Genomic DNA, 17,989 nt, shown 5'->3' with positions numbered 1-17,989 from the left:
GCTACCGCTCCGCCGGCTTCTCCGGGGCGCCGGGCTTCTCCGGCGAGCCTCCGGCGTCGGGATCGGCATCCCGTCGCTCGGGCTCGGCCTCGAGTTCTGCCTCGGGTCCTGCCTTCGGCGATGCCTCGCGGCCGGGGAGCAGGACGCTGTCCGTCTCGCGGCGCCGCGCCGCGGTGAGCGCGGCGAAGACGGCGACGGCGAGGACGAGGACGAGGACCGAGGTCCACACGTTCAGCCGGGCGGTCATCCCGGCGATGGTGACCATCTCCGCCTCGTCGATGCGCAGGGCCTCGATCCACACGCGGCCGAGGGTGTAGTAGGCGGCGTAGATCCAGAAGAGGCGGCCGCCGCGGAACCGGAACCGCGCATCCAGGGCGAGCAGGATGGCCACGCCCGCGAGATTCCACAGCGACTCGTAGAGGAAGGTCGGGTGGAACAGCGTCTGCGGCTCGTAGCCGGCCGGGAAGTTCGCGTTGTGGGGGTCGACCTCGAGCCCCCAGGGCAGGTCGGTGGGACCGCCGAAGAGCTCCTGGTTGAAGTAGTTGCCCCAGCGGCCGATCGCCTGCGCGAGCAGGAGCCCGGGCGCGGCGGCGTCCATGAACGCCGTGAGCCGCACGCCGGCGCGGCGGCAGCCGATCCAGGCGCCGACGGCACCGAGGAGCACGGCGCCCCAGATCCCGAGCCCGCCCTCCCAGATGCGCCAGATGGCGCTCAGGTCCCCCGTGCCGTCGTACCCCGGGCCGAAGTAGCGGTCCGGGGAGGAGAAGACGTGGTAGAGCCGCCCGCCGATGATGCCCGCGGGGATGGCCCAGATGGCGATGTCCCAGATGGCGTCCGCCGGGCCGCCGCGCTTGGCCCAGCGGCGGGCCGTGAGCCAGAGGCCCACGACGATGCCCGCCAGGATGCAGAGGGCGTAGGCGTGGATCCTGAGGGATCCCCACGGGAGCGGGATGTCGAAGCCGGACCAGTCCGGGCTCGGGATGGCGGCGGGCACACTGGCCGCCCGGGCGACCACGGCGGCGAGGGGACCCATCACGCTCAGGCCCCGGCCGCCGTCGTGCGCGCGAGCCCGCCGCTGAGCTCGGAGGCGAGCCGGCCGACGGCGGAGGGCCCGCCGTCGCGCAGCGCCGCCACGAGGGCGGATCCGACGATGACGCCGTCGGCGTAGTCCGCGATCTCGCGCACGTGCTCGGCAGTCGAGACCCCGAGGCCGACGCACACGCGCTCGGCGCCGGCCGCGCGGGCGTGCTCGACGACGTCACGCGCCGCGGAGTCGACGGCGGTGCGGGCGCCGGTGACGCCCATGAGCGAGACGCCGTAGGTGAAGCCGCGGCAGGCCTTGGCCGTCATCGCCATGCGCTCCGGGGTCGAGGACGGGGCCACGAGGAAGACGCGGTCGAGTCCGTACTTGTCGGAGGCCGCGAACCACTCCTCGGCCTCGTCGGGGATGAGGTCCGGGGTGATGAGCCCCGCTCCCCCGGCCTCGGCGAGGCGGCGGGCGAACTCGTCCACGCCCATCCGCATGACCGGGTTCCAGTAGGTCATGACGAGCACGGCCGTGCCCAGGTCGGCGGTCGCCTCGGTGATGCCGCGCACGACGTCGAAGACGCTCGCCACGCGGAAGCCGCGGGCCAGGGCCTCGGTCGTCGCGGCCTGGATGACCGAGCCGTCCATGACCGGGTCGGAGTACGGGACGCCGATCTCGATGAGGTCGGCGCCGCCGCGGGCCAGCTCGATGCCGGCCGCGATGCTCTCCTCGACGCTCGGGTAGCCGGCCGGGAGGTAGCCGATGAGGGCGGCGCGCCCCTCGGCCAGGGCCTGGTCGATCTTGGCGGCGGACTTGCTCACTGCTGCTCCTTCGCTGCGCCCCGACCGGCGGCGTGGGGCTGGGCGCCCTTGACCGTGCGGGTCGAGAGCGTCGTGCCCTTGACGTTGCCGTCCTCGTCCAGCATGCCGAACCACTCGGCGGCCGTCTGGACGTCCTTGTCGCCGCGCCCGGAGAGGTTCACGATCACGATCTTCTCGCCCGGGGCGCCGCCCTCGGCGGCGAGCCGCTGGCCGACCTTGAGGGCCCCGGCCAGGGCGTGCGAGGACTCGATCGCGGGGATGATGCCCTCGGTGCGGCACAGGAGCCGGAAGGCGTCCATCGCCTCCGCGTCGGTGATGGGCTCGTAGGTCACGCGGCCGATGTCGTGCAGGTACGAGTGCTCGGGGCCGACGCCCGGGTAGTCGAGGCCGGCGGAGATGGAGTGGGATTCGATCGTCTGGCCGTCCTCGTCCTGCATGAGGTACGAGCGGGCGCCGTGGAGCACGCCGGGGCGCCCGAGCGTGATGGTCGCCGCATGCCGGCCGGTGGAGACGCCCTCTCCCCCCGCCTCGAAGCCGTAGATCCTCACCGACGGGTCGTCGAGGAAGCCGTGGAAGATGCCGATCGCGTTGGACCCGCCGCCGATGCACGCGCACACGGCGTCGGGCAGGCGCCCGGTCTGGGCCAGGATCTGCTCGCGGGCCTCGTCCCCGATGACCTCGTGGAAGAAGCGCACGAGGGCCGGGAAGGGGTGGGCGCCCGCGGCCGTGCCGAGGAGGTAGTGGGTCGTGTGCACGTTGGCGACCCAGTCGCGCAGGGCGTCGTTGATCGCGTCCTTGAGCGTCTGGGAGCCGTTCGTGACGGGAACGACCGTCGCGCCGAGCAGCTGCATGCGCGCGACGTTGAGGGCCTGCCGGCGCGCGTCCTCGGCGCCCATGTAGACGACGCACTCGAGGCCGAGGAGGGCCGCGGCGGTCGCGCTCGCGACGCCGTGCTGGCCCGCGCCGGTCTCGGCGATGACGCGGGTCTTGCCCATCCGCTTGGCGAGCAGGGCCTGGCCGAGCACGTTGTTGATCTTGTGCGAGCCCGTGTGGTTCAGGTCCTCGCGCTTGAGGAACACGCGGACGCCGCCGGCGTGCGCCGAGAAGCGCTTCGCCTCGGTCAGGAGCGAGGGGCGGCCCGAGTAGGTCCGGTTGAGCTCGGCGATCTGGGCGAGGAACTCGGGATCGGCCTTGGCCTTCTCGAAGGTCTCCTCGAGCTCGTCGAGGGCCGCGATGAGGGACTCCGGCATCCAGCGGCCGCCGAAGGAGCCGAAGTACGGCCCGGGGGCGTGGCGCAGGCTCCCGCCCGCGAGGAAGGCGTCGGCCGTCGAGTCGACCGCCTTTCCCGTGCCCTGTCCTGTTCCGTCAGCAGCGTGCTGCGGGGCCGACGCTGGCGTGCTCTCGCCCACGGGTCCTACCTTCCTGGCGCGCCGAGGCCGGCGCTGTTCGAATTGCCTAGTGTGCGGCGAGGCGTTCGGCGATGGCCGCCGCTCCGGCGCGCTTGAATTCCTGGATCCGTGCGAGCGGATCGCCGTGGGTCACGAGAGCCTCGCCCACGAGGACGGCGCCGGCGCCGAGCCCCGCGTAGTAGGCGACGTCCTCGGGGCCCTGGACGCCCGACTCGGCGACGGCCACGGCGGAGGCGGGGAGCCGGTCGGCGAGCCGGCCGAAGACGCCCCGGTCGACGTCGAGCGTCTTCAGGTTGCGCACGTTGACGCCAACGATTCGCGCCCCGGCGGCCGCCGCCCGGTCGATCTCCTCCTCGGTGTGCGTCTCGACGAGCGCCTCCATGCCGAGGCCCTCGGCGAGCTCGAGGAGCCCGCGCAGGCGCGCGTCGTCGAGCGCGGCGACGATGAGCAGGACGAGGTCGGCGCCGTGCGCCCGCGCCTCGTGCACCTGGTACTCCTCGACCGTGAAGTCCTTGCGCAGGAGCGGGACGTCCACGGCGGCGCGGACGGCGTCGAGGTCCGCCAGGCTCCCGCCGAAGCGGCGCTGCTCGGTCAGGACGCTGATCACGGAGGCCCCGCCGCCCGCATAGAGCGCCGCGAGCTCGGCAGGGTCGGGGATGTCGGCGAGGGCGCCCTTCGACGGGCTCCTGCGCTTGACCTCAGCGATGACCCGCAGCTCCCCGGCCGGCTGCCCGCCGCCGAGGGCCGCCCATGCGTCGAGCGCCGGGGGCCGGGCCGCCGCGGCGGCCTCGATCTCCGCGGCGGGGACACGCCGGACGCGCTCAGCGAGGTCCTCGCGGACGCCCGCGATGATCTCGTCGAGGACGGTGGCCATCAGTGGGTGTTCTTGAGCTTGCTGCCGCCCACGCCGTAGCCGGCCTTGCGCATGGCCCAGCCCACGATGAGGCCGAGGACCATGACGACGATGCCGCCCCAGAACACCGGGTTCGACGCGATGACGAAGCCGACGCACGAGACGATCGCGCCGAGCATCATGACGAAGACGCACGTCCAGGCCGCCGGGCTGTTGCCGTGGCCGAGGTCCTCGCCGTGGAGGACGTCCTTCGTGTTCGCGGAACCGGGGGTGTTGCTCATCTCAATCTCCTGACGTGGGGTACTGGTGCCATTCTGCCATCAACTGCGATCGCGGCTGTCGCGCTCCGGCCCGGGCCGGGCGCGCGCTCACTGCGTCGGGTCGTCTCCGCGGCTGAGCCGGTCCCAGCCGTCGATCTCGTCCACCGGGGCGGCGGGGTTCTTCTTCGCGGTGCCGCTGCGCTGTGCGGCATCGCTGGCCGCCGTGTCGTACTTGGTCCGCAGCGGCCAGTGGCGCGAGGCGGCGAGCAGGAGCACGCCGCCCGCCGTGAGGAGGCCGCCGGCGGCGGCCGCGAGGGCCGGGAAGGCGGTGAGGGCGACGGCGGCGTCGGAGCCCGCGAGGCCGGTCGCCTGAGCGATCGTGCCCTCGGCCGCGGCCCGCGGGTCGCCGAGCACCGCGAGGCACGCCGCGACGACGCCCGCGCCGGCGAGGACGACGACGGCGCCCGCCACCGCGCGGCCGATCCGGCCTGCCACTGCGGCGGCGAGGGTCCCAGCGAGGCCCACGAGCGCGAGCGCGGAGACGGCGGTCGCGGCCTTGCTGCCCTGCACCTCGAGGTGGGTGGCGCGCACGGCGGCGCCGCTGACCTCGGCGTCGAGCCACGTCTGCGTCGTCGCGCCGAACGCCGCAAGGGCGAAGGCGACGCACAGCATCACGACGAGGGGCTTGCGGGCCCAGCGCGGCACCGCGCGCGCGTCAGCCACGCGCGCCCCCGGGAGCAGGCGCCGGCCGCGCGAGCGTCTCGGCGGGCCGGAGGGCGGACGCGGTGTGGACGGCGCGCAGCGGCGCGGCGGCCTTGTTCATGGACTCGAGGGCCTCGGCCTCGGGATCCGAGTCGGCGACGATGCCTCCCCCGGCCTGAACGTAGGCGCGGCCCTCGCGCAGGAGCGCCGTGCGGATCGCGATGGCCATGTCCATGTCCCCCGCGAAGTCGAAGTAGCCCACCACGCCGCCGTAGACGCCGCGCCGGTGCGGCTCGACCTCGTCGAGCAGCCGGAGGGCGCGCGGCTTCGGGGCGCCCGAGAGGGTGCCCGCGGGGAACGTCGCGGCGAGGACGTCGTACGCGGTCGCGTCGGGACGGAGCTTGCCGTCGACGGTCGAGACGAGGTGCATGATATGGCTGAAGCGCTCGACCTCCATGAACTCGCTGACCTCGACCGAGCCCGGGCGGCACACCTTGGACAGGTCGTTGCGTGCGAGGTCCACGAGCATGAGGTGCTCGGCGCGCTCCTTTTCGTCCGCGAGGAGCTCCTCGGCGAGGGCCTTGTCTGCCTCGACGGTGGCTCCGCGCGGCCGGGACCCGGCGATCGGGTGGGTCACGACCTGCTCACCCGTGACCGTCACGAGCGCCTCGGGGGAGGACCCCACGATGGAGTACTCGCGCCCCTCGGCGTCGGCGAGGGTCATGAGGTACATGTACGGGCTCGGGTTGGACGTGCGCAGCACGCGGTACACGTCGAGCGGCTCGGCGTCGTAGTCGAGCTCGAAGCGGCGCGAGATGACGACCTGGAACACGTCGCCGTCGACGATCGCCTCCTTGCCGCGCGCGATCGCGGCGAGGTAGCCGTCCTCGGCCCAGTCGTGGATGACCTTGTCCTTGTAGTCGACGACGGGGCTCAGGACGCTCAGCGCGGGCTCGGCCGGGCGCAGGAGGGCCTCGAGCATGACGTGGAGGCGGTCGACGGCGTCCTGCCAGGCCTCGTCGACGCGCTCGTCGCTGTTGTCGAAGTTGATCGCGTTGGCCACGAGGGTCACGGTGCCGTCGACGTTGTCGTGCACGGCGAGGTCGGTGACGAGGTTCATCGCGAGCTCGGGCAGGTGGAGGTCGTCCTCGGGCGGGGAGACCAGCCGCTCCCAGCGCCGCACGGCCTCCCAGCCCACGAAGCCGACCATTCCCGAGGTCAGGGGCGGGAGCCCCTCGAAGCGCTCGGTCCGCAGCGCCGCGACGGTCTCGCGCAGCGCCTCGAGCGGGTTGCCGGACACGGGCACGCCGGCCGGCGGCTCCCCGATCCAGTAGGCCTCGCCGTCGCGGCTCGTGAGGGTCGCCCGCGACGCGGCGCCGATGAAGGAGTACCGCGACCACGAGCCGCCCACGGCGGCCGACTCGAAGAGGAACGTCCCGGGCCGGCCGTCGGCGAGCTTGCGGTAGAGGCCGACGGGGGTCTCGGCGTCGGCCAGGACGCGCAGGTGCACGGGCACGACGCGGCGGTGGGCCGCGACGGCCCGGAACTCCTCGAGCGTGGGGCTGATGACTCCAAGGTCGTTCATGGGGTGCGATTTCGCTTTCGGTTCAAGGTCGGGAGCAGGCCGCGCTCCGTGTCCGTGCCGGAGGACGGCGGGGGTCGGTCAGTGGCGTTCGCCGACGACGGCGTCGAGCCGCCGCCCGTCGAAGCAGGTCCGGGTGCCGGTGTGGCACGCGGCCCCGACCTGGTCGACCCTGACGAGGAGGGCGTCGCCGTCGCAGTCCAGGTCCACGGACTTGACCCACTGGACGTGGCCCGACGTGTCGCCCTTGCGCCAGTACTCCCGCCGGGAGCGGGACCAGAAGGTCACCCGGCCGCTCGTGAGGGTGCGGTGCAGCGCCTCGTCGTCCATCCACCCCACCATGAGGACCTCGCCCGAGTCGTGCTGCTGCACGACGGCGGCGACGAGCCCGGCGTCGTCCCGCTTGAGCCGCGCCGCGACCTCGACGGGAAGGGGGCTCGACGGCGCGGGCCGGTCGGGGCTGCGGCCCGGGGCCGGGGACAGGGTGGAGTTCTGCTCAGACATCCCCTCAAGTCTAGTCGGCGCGGACCCGCGCTCCCGCACTGCCCTCGCCTGCCCGCGTGGCTGCCGCCCGCCCGCGTGCGTGCGCCTGGTCACGCCTGCACGGGACCCCGCCGCGTGCTAGGTTCGCTAGTGATGCATTTCGTAGACCTGTCGCGCGAAGTCCTGGCCGAGACGCTGCTTGCGGCCGGCCCCGACGCGCCCACGCTCTGCGAGGGGTGGCGCACGCGGCACCTGGCGGCCCACCTGTACCTGCGCGAGCGCAGCCCGCGCGTCGGCCTCGGCATCGTGCTCAAGCGCCTCCGGGGCGCCTCGGACCGTGCCGTGGCGCGGCTCGCCGCGGCGCACGCCTCGCCGGAGCGCTATGCCGAGCTCGTCGGGTCGTTCCGCGCCGGTCCGCCGGCCCTCTCTCCCCTGCGCATCCCCGCCATCGACGAGACGGCGAACCTCGCCGAGTACTTCGTCCACACCGAGGACGTTCGCCGCGCGGTGGACCGGTGGGCGCCCCGCGCCCTCGACGCCGCCTACGCCGGCGCCCTCTGGGAGGAGGTCATCCGGCGGGCTGCGCTCCTGTACCGGGGCGTGGACCTGGGCATCGTGCTCGTCAACAGCTCGGGGCCCCGGCACGTGGCCAAGCGGGCGCCCGTGTCGGTCGCGATCGTCGGCGAGCCCGGCGAGCTCCTCCTGCACGCCTACGGCCGGACCGCCCAGGCACTCGTGACCTACGAGGGCCAGCCGGACGCCGTCGCCCTCCTCGCGAGCGCCGACATCGGCGAGTGACCGCCGGGGTGGGCGCCCACAGGGGCGAGCGACCGCGGGTCTCCTAGCGGACCGGGAAGCCGGCGCCGCGGATCGCGGCCTTGACCTGGGCGATCATGTCGTCCGGGCCGAAGTGGAACATCGACGCCGCGAGGACCGCGTCCGCGCCCGCCTCGATCGCGGGCGGGAAGTGCTCCGGCACGCCCGCCCCGCCCGAGGCGATGAGCGGGACCGTGACGGCGCCGCGGATGAGCCGGATGAGCTCGAGGTCGAAGCCCTCCTTCGTCCCGTCGGCGTCGATCGAGTTCAGCAGGATCTCCCCCACGCCGCGGTCCGCGGCCTCCTTGGCCCACGCGACGGCGTCGATGCCCGTGCCCCGGCGGCCGCCGTGGGTCGTGACCTCGAAGCCGGACGGGGTCGACGTCTCGCCCTGGACGCGGCGCGCGTCCACGGAGAGGACGAGGACCTGGGAGCCGAAGTGGCGCGTGATCTCGTCGATGACCTCCGGGCGCGCGATCGCTGCGGTGTTGATCGAGGCCTTGTCCGCGCCCTCGCGCAGGAGCCGGTCAACCTCGGCCACGCCGCGGACGCCGCCGCCGACCGTGAGCGGGATGAAGACCTCCTCGGCGGTGCGGCGCACGACGTCGAACGTCGTCTCCCGCTCGGACGAGGACGCGGTGACGTCGAGGAACGTCAGCTCGTCGGCGCCCGCGGCGTCATAGCGGTGCGCGAGCGCGACCGGGTCCCCCGCATCGCGCAGGTCCTGGAAGTTCACGCCCTTGACGACGCGGCCGGCGTCGACGTCGAGGCACGGGATCACACGGACGGCAACAGACATCTGGCGGTCCTCCCTCAGATCCGGCAGGCGTGGATGCTGCTGACCAGGATCGCGCGGGCGCCGAGGTCGTAGAGCTCGTCCATGATCCGGTTGGTCTCGCGCTTGGGGACCATCGAGCGCACCGCGACCCACTCCGAGTCCCGCAGCGGCGACACGGTCGGCGACTCGAGGCCGGGCGTGAGCGCGGCGGCCTGCTCGACGAGGTCCTTGCGGATGTCGTAGTCCATGAGGACGTACTGCCGGGCCACGAGCACGCCCTGCAGGCGCCGGATCAGGACGTCGATCTCGCGCACGGTGCCGTTCGCGGGCCCGCCCTCACCCGAGCGGCCGATCAGGACGGCCTCCGAGCGCAGGATCGGCTCGCCGAAGATCTCCATGCCGGCGGCCTTGAGCGTGTTGCCGGTCTCGACGACGTCGGCGATCGCATCCGCGACGCCGAGCCGCACCGACGACTCGACCGCGCCGTCGAGGCGCACGACGCTCGCGTCGACACCGCGTTCGGCGAGGTAGCCGCGCAGGAGGCCGTCGTAGCTCGTCGCGATGCGCTTGCCCGCGAGGTCATCGAGCGCGCCGAAGTGGCCCACCGGCCCCGCGAAGCGGAACGTCGACGCTGCGAAGCCCAGGCCGAGGAGCTCCTCGGCCTCGACCTCGGCGTCGAGCAGGAGGTCGCGGCCGGTGATGCCGACGTCGAGGGTTCCGCGGCCGACGTAGACGGCGATGTCGCGCGGCCGGAGGAAGAAGAACTCGATGTCGTTGTCGGGGTCGACCATGACGAGCTCGCGGCTGTCGCGGCGCTGGCGGTACCCGGCCTCGGAGAGCATCGACGAGGCGGCTTCGGACAGGGATCCCTTGTTCGGGACGGCTACACGGAGCATGGGAGAGGGGCTTTCTGGCTGCTGAGGGTTCGGGGGCGGCTGGGGCCGCGGTCAGGCGCCGGCTGGAAGGCCGGCGCGCCGCGGCTACAGATGACGGTAGACGTCCTGCAGCGTCAGGCCCTTGGCCAGCATGAGGACCTGGATGTGGTAGAGCAGCTGCGAGATCTCCTCCGCCGCGGCGTCGTCCGACTCGTACTCGGCAGCCATCCAGACCTCGGCGGCCTCTTCGACGACCTTCTTGCCGATACCGTGCACTCCGGACTCCAGTTCGGCGACGGTGCGCGATCCGGCCGGGCGCTTCTCGGCCTTCTCGCTGAGCTCGGCGAACAGTGTCTCGAAATCCTTCACGCGCTCAAGACTACTGGAGCGCGGAGGGCCGCCCGCACACGGGGGCGAGTGTGACCGGCGGCCTGTGAGGCACCCCACAGGCCGCCGGGCGGTCGCGGTTGCTGGGGACGTCAGAGCGCGCGGAGAGTCTGCGCCGTGAGCAGGGCGGCAGTCGTCGCCTCGTGGCCCTTGTCCTCCGCCGAGCCGGGCAGGCCCGCCCGGTCGATGCCCTGCTGCTCCGTGTCGCACGTGAGCACGCCGAACCCGACCGGCACGCCCGTGCGGACGCTCACGTCCGTCAGGCCGACGGTCGCGGCCTCGCACACATACTCGAAGTGCGGCGTGCCGCCGCGGATGACGACGCCGAGCGCGACGACGGCGTCGTGCCTCGCCGCGAGCTTCCCGGCGGCGACGGGGAGCTCGAAGGCGCCCGGCACCCGCACGACGGTCGGCTCGGGGATGCCGGCCTCCTTCGCGGCGCGCAGGGCCCCGTCGAGGAGCCCGTCCATGATCTGGGTGTGCCAGCTGGCCGCGACGATCGCGAGCCGGAGCGTGGCGAGGTCAGGGTTGTCGAGGCTCAGGGTGGGTGCGCCGTGTCCGCTCACGTGATGGTCTCTTCCTTTGTCTGTCGTGAAGGTCTCTGGTGGGTCCAGGGGTGGGGGGGTCTGGGTCACTCGCCCTCGGCCGCGGCGCGACCGTGCGTCGCGGCGGCCTGGATGCCGAGGGTGAGGCGGTGGTCCATCCGCTCCTTCTTGGTCTGGAGGTAGCGGATGTTCTCGACGCGCGAGGGCACCTCGGTCGGGACCATGGAGACGATCTCGACTCCGGAGTCGGCGAGGCGGTGCTGCTTGTCGGGGTTGTTGCTCAGGAGCCGGATCCGGGTCAGGCCCATCTCGACGAGGATCTGCGCGGCGGCCCGGTAGGAGCGGGCGTCGACGGGCAGCCCGAGCTGCTCGTTGGCCTCGACCGTGTCGAAGCCGGCCTCCTGGAGGGAGTAGGCCTTGATCTTGTTCGCGAGGCCGATCCCGCGGCCCTCCTGACCGCGCAGGTACAGGAGGGTCCCGCCCTGCTCGCGGATCAGGCCGAGTGCGTAGGCCAGCTGCTCGCCGCAGTCGCACCGGTAGGAGCCGAAGATGTCCCCCGTGAGGCACTCAGAGTGGAGCCGCACGAGCGGCGCGACGCCGTCGGCCGGCGCCTCCGGCGAGCTGACGGCGAAGTGCTCGACGCCGGTCTCCTCGTCGGTCCAGGCCTGGGCGATGAATTCGCCGAAGGCCGTCGGGAGCTTCACGATGGGCCCGCCGCTGACGGGGTGGGGCCTGTGGTGGCCGTGGGCGGCGTGCCGCTGGGTCATCGAACTCCTCCTTGAGCGCCGCTGCGGGCGGCGACGTAGGCCGACAGGTCCTCGATCGAGATGAGCGGGCAGCCGTGCTCGTCGGCGAACTCCCGCAGGGCCGGGAGCCTCATCATCTCGCCGTCGTCGTGGACCACCTCGGCGATCACGCCCACGGGCGCGAGACCGGCGAGGCGGCACAGCTCGACCGCCGCCTCGGTGTGGCCCGGGCGGGCCAGCACACCACCGTCAACTGCACGCAGCGGGAAAATATGCCCCGGACGGTTGAAGTCGGCAGCGGTCGAGCCCGGGGACGCCAGGGCGGCGACGGTCTGGGACCGGGCGGTCGCGCTGATCCCCGTCCCGGTGCCGACGAGGTCGCACGAGACGGTGTAGGCCGTGCCCTTGGCATCCTGGTTGTCCTCGACCATGGGCGGCAGCGCGAGCCTGTCGGCCGTTGCGCCGTCCATGGGCGCGCACACGACACCCGAGCTGTGCCGGATGGTCCAGCCCATGAGCGCGGGGGTCGAGTGCTGCGCGGCGAAGATGATGTCGCCCTCGTTCTCGCGGTCCTCGTCGTCGACGACGAGGACGGGGCGGCCGGACCGGAGGGCGTCGATGGCCGCGCTGACGGGCTCGAGGCGGATGGCCTGGGCGGGGGCGCTCACAGCTGGACCTCCTGGCGGGAGAAGGACTCGCGGGTGAAGGACAGGAGGCGCGCGGTGTACTTCGCGAGCACGTCGACCTCGAGGTTAACGGCGCCGCCGAGGGGCTTGGCGCCGAGGCCCGTCTCGGCGAGCGTCGCGGGGATGAGCCCGACCTCGAACCACGGCCCGGCCTCCCCGGCCGGGCTCACCGCGGTCACGGTGAGCGAGACGCCGTCGACCGCGATCGAGCCCTTCTCGGCGATGTAGGGCGCGAGCGCGCCGGGGACCGAGAACCTGAGGCGGTGCCAGTTCTCGAGCGGCTCGCGCTCGACGAGGGTGCCGACGCCGTCGACGTGGCCCTGGACGACGTGGCCGTCGAGGCGCCCGCCGGCGGGGACGCAGCGCTCGAGGTTGACCGTGTCCCCCACGGCGAGGCCACCGAGGGTCGTGCGGTCGAGGGACTCGCCCATGACGTCCACAGTGACGCGCTGGCCGTCGTTCTCGACCGCCGTGAGGCAGCAGCCGTCGACGGCGATGGACCCGCCGAGGGGCAGGTCCCGTGCGAGCGTGGGCACGCTGAGCGTGATGACGGCGCTCTGGCCGGTGCTGCGGACAGCCTCGACCGTGCCGCGCTCGGCGATGATTCCGGTGAACATCAGTGGGACTCCTGAGAGGGGGTGCGGGCAATGCTGGCAGTGCGGCGGTCGCTCGCCGCGGGCTTGAACGTCAGGCGCAGGTCGGCGCCGAGGCGGCGCACGGCGCCGCCGTTGGCCTCGTCCCAGTCCCAGTGCTGGGCGTCGGCGAGGGTGCGGATGCCGAGGTCGGCGACGGCGGAGCGGCCGGAGCCCAGCAGGATGGGGGCCTGGTAGACGATGAGCTCGTCGACGAGCCCGGCCGCGAGGAACGCGCCGATGACGCGCGAGCCGCCCTCGACCATGAGGTGCCGGACGCCGCGCGCGAAGAGGGCCGTGAGGACCTCGGCAGGGTCCTGGGTGCGCTCGTGATGGAACAGCCCGTCGTCCCCGCGCACGGCGGCGTCCTCGGGGACGTCGCGCAGGCCCATGACGACGCGCAGGGGCTGGTGCGGCCCGAGGGACCCGTCCGGCGCGCGGGCGGTGAGCCGCGGGTCGTCGACGGCCACGGTCTGGCTCCCGACGAGGATCGCGTCGACGCGCGAGCGCAGGGCGTGGTTGTCCTCGAGCGACTCAGGGCACGTGATCCACTGGCTCGTGCCATCCTCGGCCGCGATGCGGCTGTCGAGCGTCTGGGCGATGTGGACGGTCACGAAGGGGCGGCGGGCCTCGACGGCCGCGAGCCACCGGCGGTTGAGCTCGGTCGCCTCCTCGGCCAGTAGCCCGCTCTCGACGGCGACCCCCGCCGCCCGGAGCGTCGCCGCGCCGCCCGAGGCGGCGTCGTGCGGGTCGTCGATCGCGTAGACCACGCGGGCGATCCCGGTCGTGACGATCGCGTGCGCGCACGACGGCGTGCGCCCCACGTGATTGCACGGCTCGAGGGTCACGTACATCGTCGCGCCCTCGAGGTCGATGCCGTCCCGGAACGCCGCCGCGAGGGCGTCGGCCTCCGCGTGGGGGCTCCCGGCGCCGCGGTGGTAGCCCGTCGCGAGGACGCGCCCGTCGGGGGCGACGGCCACGGCTCCGACGAGGGGGTTCGCGCCCCGCGGGCCACGGGCCGCGAGGGTGAGGGCCTCGGCCATGTGGGCCGAGTCAGATGCTGTCCATGCGGGCGGCTGTGCGCGCACGGGTGAGAGCCACTGCAGCGAATCCATCGCACTCTTCCTTTCCGCTCTGCAGCGGCTCCGGGGTTGCGACAGATGGGGCGCGCCCCCACGGGGCGCACCACAGGCTGCACGTGCTTCTCCCATCCAGACTTTGACTGTCGGTACCGGAATTCCACCGGTTCAACCGTCGGCCGCGCTCTTCACGAGCGCGGTCTCAGGGTCGCGGACTATCACCGCCGGTTCGGACTTTCACCGACCCCGGAGCACGTTTCACTTGGTGCTGGTCTCTCGGGTACCCCGATTGTTGCCGGGTCAACCAAGAGGCCACTGACATTGTGGCATAACACGAAGGGTGCTCATGCCAATTCCCGTCACGTGCCGCCATGTGGACGGCGGACGGGACATCGAGGGGCGCCGGCTCAGCCGGCCGCGGACCGCGCGGCGGCAGACTGGCCGCCCGCTTCCTGGGCGCTCGCGCGCAGGCGCGCGATGGCCTCGCCCGGGTCTGCGGCGCCGTAGACGGCCGAGCCCGCCACGAAGACGTCCGCGCCGGCCTCCGCGGCGCGGGCGATCGTCGCGTCCGAGATCCCGCCGTCGACCTGGATCGCGACCGCGGCCCCGCTGCCCTCGACGGCGGCGCGGGCCCGGCGGATCTTGGGCAGGGTCACGTCGAGGAACGCCTGCCCCCCGAAGCCGGGCTCGACCGTCATGATCAGCAGCATGTCGAGCTCGGTGAGCATGTCGACGTAGGGCTCGACGGGCGTGGCCGGCCGCAGCGCCATGCCCGCCTTGCAGCCGCGGGCGCGCAGCTCGCGCGCGAGCTTGATCGGCGCCATGGCGGCCTCCGCGTGGAAGGTCACGGAGGCGAGGCCGAGGTCCGCGTACAGCGGCGCCCAGCGGTCGGCGTCGGCGATCATGAGGTGCGCGTCGAGCGGGACGGGGCTCACGGCCTGGATCCGCTCGACGACGGGGAGCCCGAGCGTCAGGTTGGGCACGAAGTGGTTGTCCATGACGTCGACGTGCACGGCGTCGGCGGCCGAGATCCGGGCGAGCTCGGCCTCGAGGTTGACGAAGTCCGCGGACAGGATGCTCGGGTGGATGCAGGGGCTCACTCAGTCCTCCTTCTGGGGCGTGGGCAGCTTGCGGAACAGTGCTAGGAACATGGCGTCCGTCCCGTGCACATGGGGCCACAGCTGCGCGGTGTCGCCGTGGCCCGCTCCAAGCGGCCGCAGCGCGACGGCGTCGAGCGCCGCGCCGGCGTCGAGCGGCTCGATGTCGCTGCGGCGGCGGAGCGCATCCTCGACCACGGTCGTCGTCTCGGCGGGATGCGGCGAGCACGTCACGTAGCCCACGACGCCGCCGGGCGCCGTCGCGTCGATCGCGGCGTCGAGGAGGGAGCGCTGGAGCGGGCCGAGCTCGGCGAGGTCCGACGGCGTGCGGCGCCACCGGGACTCGGGGCGGCGGCGCAGGGCGCCGAGGCCGGTGCAGGGGACGTCGGCGATGACGCGGTCGAAGCCGCCCGCGAACTCGCGTGCGGCCTCCCGGCCGTCGCCCGTGCGCACGTCCCACACGTCGGACGGGACGGGCCGCAGTGCCTGGCGCACGAGCTCGGCCCGGTGGGGCGCGGCCTCGTTCGCGAGCAGGGTTGCGCCGCGCTGAGCGGCCAGCGCCCCGAGGAGGGCGGCCTTGCCGCCCGGTCCGGCGCACAGGTCGAGCCACCGCTCGGGCGAGCCCGCGCCGTCGTGCGGCTCGACGGGCACACCCGCCACGGCCCGGGCGACGAGCTGGGAGCCGACGTCCTGGACCCGGACGGTCCCCTCGCGCACAGCGGACCACCGGCCGAGGTCGCCGCCGCCGGAGAGCGCCGAGCCCTCGACGAGCTCCCCCGGCTCGGCGCCGGCCTCGAGGGCGTCCTCGAGCGAGCCGAGCCCCGGCAGCGCGACGAGGTTGACGACGGGGGCGGCGTTGTCGGCCTCGAGCAGTTCCCCGATCTCCCCCGCGGCGCGGCCGTGCGCGACGAGGGACTGCCGGAGCGCCCGGACGATCCAGGCGGGGTGCGCGTGGCGGATGGCGTCGCGCTCGGTCTCGTCGGCCGCCCCCGCAGCGAGATCGTCGAGCCACTCGTCGAGGCCGCGCTCGCTCACCCGGCGCAGGACGGCGTTCACGAGCGACGAGGGGCCCGCACCGACGACGGCGCGCGTGAGGCCCACGGTCTCGTCGAGGGCCGCGTGGGCGGGCACGCGCATGAGGAGGAGCTGGTAGGCGCCGAGGCGGAGGACGTCGAGGACGGCCTGGTCGAGCTGCTCGAGCGGCCGGTCGACGCAGCGGGACAGGACGGCGTCCAGGGTCCCGGTGCTGCGGAGCGCCCCGTAGGCGAGCTCGGTGGCAAAGCCGGCGTCCCGGCGGTCGAGCCGGTGGTGGCGGATCCGCGCGGGGAGCACGAGGTTGGCGTAGGCGTCCTCGGCCGAGACCGCGCGGAGCACCTCGAACGCGACGAGGCGCGCGGGGTCGGCCCGGCGCGACCGCTCGGAGGGAGCCGTGCGGCTCCGCTGTCGCGGCCCCTCTCCCCTGTTGCGCTCGCGGCCCTTGGCATCGCGGCGGCTCGAGCCGGAGCCGGCCTGGCCGCCCTGGCTGTCCCGGCTGCCCTGACCCCACTGGCCCTGCTGGCCTCCGCGGCCGCCCTGGCCGCCCTGGCCTCCGCGGCCGCCCTGGCCCCGCTGGCCTCCGCGGCCGCCCTGGCCGCCCTGGCCTCCGCGGCCGCCCTGGCCCCGCCCTCCATCGCGCCCGGCGTTCCCGCGCTCGCTCATCCGAGCACCTTCCCCTCGACGTCTCCCGCGCCGCGCGCCCAGTCGGCGGCGGCCATCATCTTCTTCCCGGCCGGTTGGAGCCGCACGAGCTCGAGCGCGTGCGTCCCCGTGCCGACGAGGAGGCTCCTGCCGTCCCACGCGAGGCGGCCGGGCGCGAGCCCCTCGATGTCCGGCCGCAGCCGCGGCGGGGCGAGCTTGAGCCGCTGCCCGTCGAGGAGCGTCCACGCTCCCGGCTCGGGGGTGACGCCGCGGGCGCGGCGGTGCAGGGCAACGGCGGGCTGGGACCAGTCGAGCCTGCCGTCCTCGAGCGTCAGCTTGGGGGCCAGGGTGGCGGGCCCGGACTGCGCGAGCGGCTCGAGCCGGCCCGCCTCGATGCCGCCGAGCGTCTGGACCAGAAGCTCCGCGCCGCTCACGGCCAGCTCGTCGAGGAGCTCCCCGCTCGTCGCCTCGGGCCCCGGGGTCACGGCGAGGGTCCCGTACACGGGGCCGGTGTCGAGGCCCTCCTCGAGCCGGAACGTCGAGGCGCCCACGACGTCGTCGCCATGGATGACGGAGTGCTGGAGCGGCGCGGCGCCGCGCCACGCGGGCAGGAGCGAGAAGTGCAGGTTGACCCAGCCGTGCCGCGGCACGCCGAGCGCGGCCGGGGGGACGAGCCCGCCGTACGCGACGATGGCGGCGACGTCCGGCTCCCACGCGGCCAGCTGCTCGGTCACGTCGGGGCCGATGCGGCCGGCTTTGACGGTCGCCAGCCCGAGCTCGGCGGCCCGGGCCGCGACGGGCGACGGCGTGAGGACACGCTTGCGTCCCACCGGCGCATCGGGCCGGGTCAGCACGCCCACGACCTCGTGGCCGGCGGCCAGGATCCGCTCGAGCGAGGGGACGGCCACGGCCGGGGTCCCTGCGAAGAGGACCCTCATCCGAGGCGGCCCGTGCCGAAGCTCGAGCCGACGTGCTGGGCGCGCTGCGCGGCAGTCGAGCCGGCGACGCTGCGGTAGTCCCTGGCCCTGATGGCGCGCAACGCGGCCTTGCGGTCCTCGCCCTCGAGCCGGTCCGGGAAGAGGATCCCGTCGAGATGGTCCGTCTCATGCTGGACGCACCGCGCGAGGAGGCCCTCGGCGTCGAACGCGACCGGCTGGCCGTCGGCGTCGACGCCCCGCACGGTGGCGGTGCGGCGGCGCCGGACCGGGAAGGCGACGCCGGGAATGCTGAGGCAGCCCTCGACGGCGTCGTCCTGGAAGTCCTCGGAGAGCTCGAGCTCGGGGTTGACCACGTGGCCGCGCCGCCCGTCGACCTGGTACGTGAAGACGCGCAGCCCCACCCCGATCTGGGGTGCGGCGAGACCGGCCCCGTCCACGTCCTCCATCGTCTCCATCATGTCGGCCACGAGACGACGCAGCTCTGGGCCGAAGTCCGTCACGGGCTCGGCGACGGTCCGGAGCACGGGGTCGCCGATGATCCTGATGGGCAAGACGGCCATGGGCGCGTGAACCTTTCGTGGTCGGGGGCGGGTGCC

21 protein-coding genes and 1 riboswitch are annotated in these 17,989 nt (G+C 73.9%); of the genes, 1 reads left to right on the top strand and 20 read right to left on the bottom strand.

The genetic code is table 11. The annotated features are described in order from the left end of the window. Position 1 precedes the first annotated feature (1 nt). The 8 genes from lgt to hisI all read right to left on the bottom strand — a co-directional run bounded on the left by lgt (position 2) and on the right by hisI (position 7,158). Entirely contained in the window at positions 2 to 1,033 is a 1,032-nt protein-coding gene (gene lgt, locus ACUYMY_RS08145) for a prolipoprotein diacylglyceryl transferase (RefSeq protein ID WP_481703085.1), read from the bottom strand. 5 nt (positions 1,034 to 1,038) lie between these two features. Then, complete coding sequence (gene trpA, locus ACUYMY_RS08140; RefSeq protein WP_481703084.1) at positions 1,039 to 1,848, bottom strand: tryptophan synthase subunit alpha; 810 nt, start codon at positions 1,846 to 1,848, stop codon at positions 1,039 to 1,041. Beyond that, entirely contained in the window at positions 1,845 to 3,146 is a 1,302-nt protein-coding gene (gene trpB / locus ACUYMY_RS08135; RefSeq protein ID WP_481705005.1) for a tryptophan synthase subunit beta, read from the bottom strand. Before trpB ends, trpA begins: the two co-directional genes overlap by 4 nt. A gap of 157 nt (positions 3,147 to 3,303) precedes the next feature. Continuing rightward, positions 3,304 to 4,131 (bottom strand): indole-3-glycerol phosphate synthase TrpC, encoded by an 828-nt coding sequence (gene trpC / locus ACUYMY_RS08130; protein ID WP_481703083.1) that lies wholly within the window; start codon positions 4,129 to 4,131, stop codon positions 3,304 to 3,306. Then, complete coding sequence (locus tag ACUYMY_RS08125; protein ID WP_481703082.1) at positions 4,131 to 4,391, bottom strand: HGxxPAAW family protein; 261 nt, start codon at positions 4,389 to 4,391, stop codon at positions 4,131 to 4,133. The genes trpC and ACUYMY_RS08125 overlap by 1 nt, the downstream gene beginning before the upstream one ends. 87 nt (positions 4,392 to 4,478) lie before the next feature. Next, positions 4,479 to 5,093, bottom strand: a complete 615-nt coding sequence (locus tag ACUYMY_RS08120) for a Trp biosynthesis-associated membrane protein (RefSeq protein ID WP_481703081.1) — start codon at positions 5,091 to 5,093, stop codon at positions 4,479 to 4,481. Beyond that, the gene (locus ACUYMY_RS08115) at positions 5,086 to 6,657 is read right to left on the bottom strand and encodes an anthranilate synthase component I (RefSeq protein ID WP_481703080.1); all 1,572 of its coding nucleotides are present in this window, start codon (positions 6,655 to 6,657) and stop codon (positions 5,086 to 5,088) included. The genes ACUYMY_RS08120 and ACUYMY_RS08115 overlap by 8 nt, the downstream gene beginning before the upstream one ends. Positions 6,658 to 6,735: 78 nt before the next feature. After that, complete coding sequence (gene hisI / locus ACUYMY_RS08110) at positions 6,736 to 7,158, bottom strand: phosphoribosyl-AMP cyclohydrolase (protein ID WP_481703079.1); 423 nt, start codon at positions 7,156 to 7,158, stop codon at positions 6,736 to 6,738. Positions 7,159 to 7,290: 132 nt separating this feature from the next. Between hisI and ACUYMY_RS08105 the strand changes: the two genes are divergently transcribed. After that, positions 7,291 to 7,935: a TIGR03085 family metal-binding protein gene (locus ACUYMY_RS08105; protein ID WP_481703078.1), complete on the top strand. Its 645-nt coding sequence runs from the start codon at positions 7,291 to 7,293 to the stop codon at positions 7,933 to 7,935. Positions 7,936 to 7,978: 43 nt separating this feature from the next. On the opposite strand, the gene hisF is transcribed toward ACUYMY_RS08105, so the two are convergent. From hisF to def, 12 genes are all read right to left on the bottom strand, one after another. After that, positions 7,979 to 8,752: an imidazole glycerol phosphate synthase subunit HisF gene (hisF, locus tag ACUYMY_RS08100; protein ID WP_481703077.1), complete on the bottom strand. Its 774-nt coding sequence runs from the start codon at positions 8,750 to 8,752 to the stop codon at positions 7,979 to 7,981. Positions 8,753 to 8,766: 14 nt separating this feature from the next. Beyond that, complete coding sequence (gene hisG, locus ACUYMY_RS08095) at positions 8,767 to 9,627, bottom strand: ATP phosphoribosyltransferase (protein ID WP_481703076.1); 861 nt, start codon at positions 9,625 to 9,627, stop codon at positions 8,767 to 8,769. Positions 9,628 to 9,711: 84 nt separating this feature from the next. Further along, positions 9,712 to 9,975 (bottom strand): phosphoribosyl-ATP diphosphatase, encoded by a 264-nt coding sequence (locus ACUYMY_RS08090; protein WP_481703075.1) that lies wholly within the window; start codon positions 9,973 to 9,975, stop codon positions 9,712 to 9,714. Between the two features lie 110 nt (positions 9,976 to 10,085). Next, on the bottom strand, positions 10,086 to 10,559 hold the full coding sequence (gene ribH / locus ACUYMY_RS08085) for a 6,7-dimethyl-8-ribityllumazine synthase (protein ID WP_481703074.1): 474 nt from the start codon (positions 10,557 to 10,559) through the stop codon (positions 10,086 to 10,088). A gap of 65 nt (positions 10,560 to 10,624) precedes the next feature. Continuing rightward, complete coding sequence (ribA, locus tag ACUYMY_RS08080; RefSeq protein WP_481703073.1) at positions 10,625 to 11,305, bottom strand: GTP cyclohydrolase II; 681 nt, start codon at positions 11,303 to 11,305, stop codon at positions 10,625 to 10,627. After that, entirely contained in the window at positions 11,302 to 11,952 is a 651-nt protein-coding gene (gene ribB, locus ACUYMY_RS08075) for a 3,4-dihydroxy-2-butanone-4-phosphate synthase (protein WP_481703072.1), read from the bottom strand. The genes ribA and ribB overlap by 4 nt, the downstream gene beginning before the upstream one ends. Then, the gene (locus ACUYMY_RS08070) at positions 11,949 to 12,587 is read right to left on the bottom strand and encodes a riboflavin synthase (RefSeq protein WP_481703071.1); all 639 of its coding nucleotides are present in this window, start codon (positions 12,585 to 12,587) and stop codon (positions 11,949 to 11,951) included. The genes ribB and ACUYMY_RS08070 overlap by 4 nt, the downstream gene beginning before the upstream one ends. Continuing rightward, on the bottom strand, positions 12,587 to 13,717 hold the full coding sequence (gene ribD / locus ACUYMY_RS08065; protein ID WP_481703070.1) for a bifunctional diaminohydroxyphosphoribosylaminopyrimidine deaminase/5-amino-6-(5-phosphoribosylamino)uracil reductase RibD: 1,131 nt from the start codon (positions 13,715 to 13,717) through the stop codon (positions 12,587 to 12,589). Before ribD ends, ACUYMY_RS08070 begins: the two co-directional genes overlap by 1 nt. 80 nt (positions 13,718 to 13,797) lie before the next feature. After that, positions 13,798 to 13,939, bottom strand: a riboswitch (FMN riboswitch). A 149-nt stretch (positions 13,940 to 14,088) separates the two neighbouring features. Then, positions 14,089 to 14,781, bottom strand: a complete 693-nt coding sequence (gene rpe, locus ACUYMY_RS08060; RefSeq protein WP_481703069.1) for a ribulose-phosphate 3-epimerase — start codon at positions 14,779 to 14,781, stop codon at positions 14,089 to 14,091. Next, positions 14,782 to 16,476 carry an RsmB/NOP family class I SAM-dependent RNA methyltransferase gene (locus ACUYMY_RS08055; protein WP_481703068.1) on the bottom strand — a complete coding sequence of 565 codons (1,695 nt, stop codon included), beginning with the start codon at positions 16,474 to 16,476 and terminating at the stop codon, positions 14,782 to 14,784. Continuing rightward, complete coding sequence (locus tag ACUYMY_RS08050) at positions 16,473 to 17,393, bottom strand: methionyl-tRNA formyltransferase (RefSeq protein WP_481703067.1); 921 nt, start codon at positions 17,391 to 17,393, stop codon at positions 16,473 to 16,475. Before ACUYMY_RS08050 ends, ACUYMY_RS08055 begins: the two co-directional genes overlap by 4 nt. Next, on the bottom strand, positions 17,390 to 17,953 hold the full coding sequence (gene def, locus ACUYMY_RS08045) for a peptide deformylase (protein ID WP_481703066.1): 564 nt from the start codon (positions 17,951 to 17,953) through the stop codon (positions 17,390 to 17,392). Before def ends, ACUYMY_RS08050 begins: the two co-directional genes overlap by 4 nt. Positions 17,954 to 17,989: the final 36 nt, after the last annotated feature.

Source organism: Sinomonas sp. T428B (assembly GCF_056780155.1).
Note: the sequence above shows the minus strand (reverse complement) of the source record. Positions and strands in the feature narration are given on the sequence as shown.

What these genes read in the sequence shown, in the direction of transcription:
- lgt (WP_481703085.1), bottom strand. Translation starts at nt 1,033, where the DNA reads ATGGGTCCCCTCGCCGCCGTGGTCGCCCGGGCGGCCAGTGTGCCCGCC.
- trpC (WP_481703083.1), bottom strand. Translation starts at nt 4,131, where the DNA reads ATGGCCACCGTCCTCGACGAGATCATCGCGGGCGTCCGCGAGGACCTC.
- ACUYMY_RS08125 (WP_481703082.1), bottom strand. Translation starts at nt 4,391, where the DNA reads ATGAGCAACACCCCCGGTTCCGCGAACACGAAGGACGTCCTCCACGGC.
- ACUYMY_RS08115 (WP_481703080.1), bottom strand. Translation starts at nt 6,657, where the DNA reads ATGAACGACCTTGGAGTCATCAGCCCCACGCTCGAGGAGTTCCGGGCC.
- hisI (WP_481703079.1), bottom strand. Translation starts at nt 7,158, where the DNA reads ATGTCTGAGCAGAACTCCACCCTGTCCCCGGCCCCGGGCCGCAGCCCC.
- ACUYMY_RS08105 (WP_481703078.1), top strand. Translation starts at nt 7,291, where the DNA reads ATGCATTTCGTAGACCTGTCGCGCGAAGTCCTGGCCGAGACGCTGCTT.
- hisF (WP_481703077.1), bottom strand. Translation starts at nt 8,752, where the DNA reads ATGTCTGTTGCCGTCCGTGTGATCCCGTGCCTCGACGTCGACGCCGGC.
- hisG (WP_481703076.1), bottom strand. Translation starts at nt 9,627, where the DNA reads ATGCTCCGTGTAGCCGTCCCGAACAAGGGATCCCTGTCCGAAGCCGCC.
- ribA (WP_481703073.1), bottom strand. Translation starts at nt 11,305, where the DNA reads ATGACCCAGCGGCACGCCGCCCACGGCCACCACAGGCCCCACCCCGTC.
- ACUYMY_RS08070 (WP_481703071.1), bottom strand. Translation starts at nt 12,587, where the DNA reads ATGTTCACCGGAATCATCGCCGAGCGCGGCACGGTCGAGGCTGTCCGC.
- ribD (WP_481703070.1), bottom strand. Translation starts at nt 13,717, where the DNA reads ATGGATTCGCTGCAGTGGCTCTCACCCGTGCGCGCACAGCCGCCCGCA.
- ACUYMY_RS08055 (WP_481703068.1), bottom strand. Translation starts at nt 16,476, where the DNA reads ATGAGCGAGCGCGGGAACGCCGGGCGCGATGGAGGGCGGGGCCAGGGC.
- ACUYMY_RS08050 (WP_481703067.1), bottom strand. Translation starts at nt 17,393, where the DNA reads ATGAGGGTCCTCTTCGCAGGGACCCCGGCCGTGGCCGTCCCCTCGCTC.
- def (WP_481703066.1), bottom strand. Translation starts at nt 17,953, where the DNA reads ATGGCCGTCTTGCCCATCAGGATCATCGGCGACCCCGTGCTCCGGACC.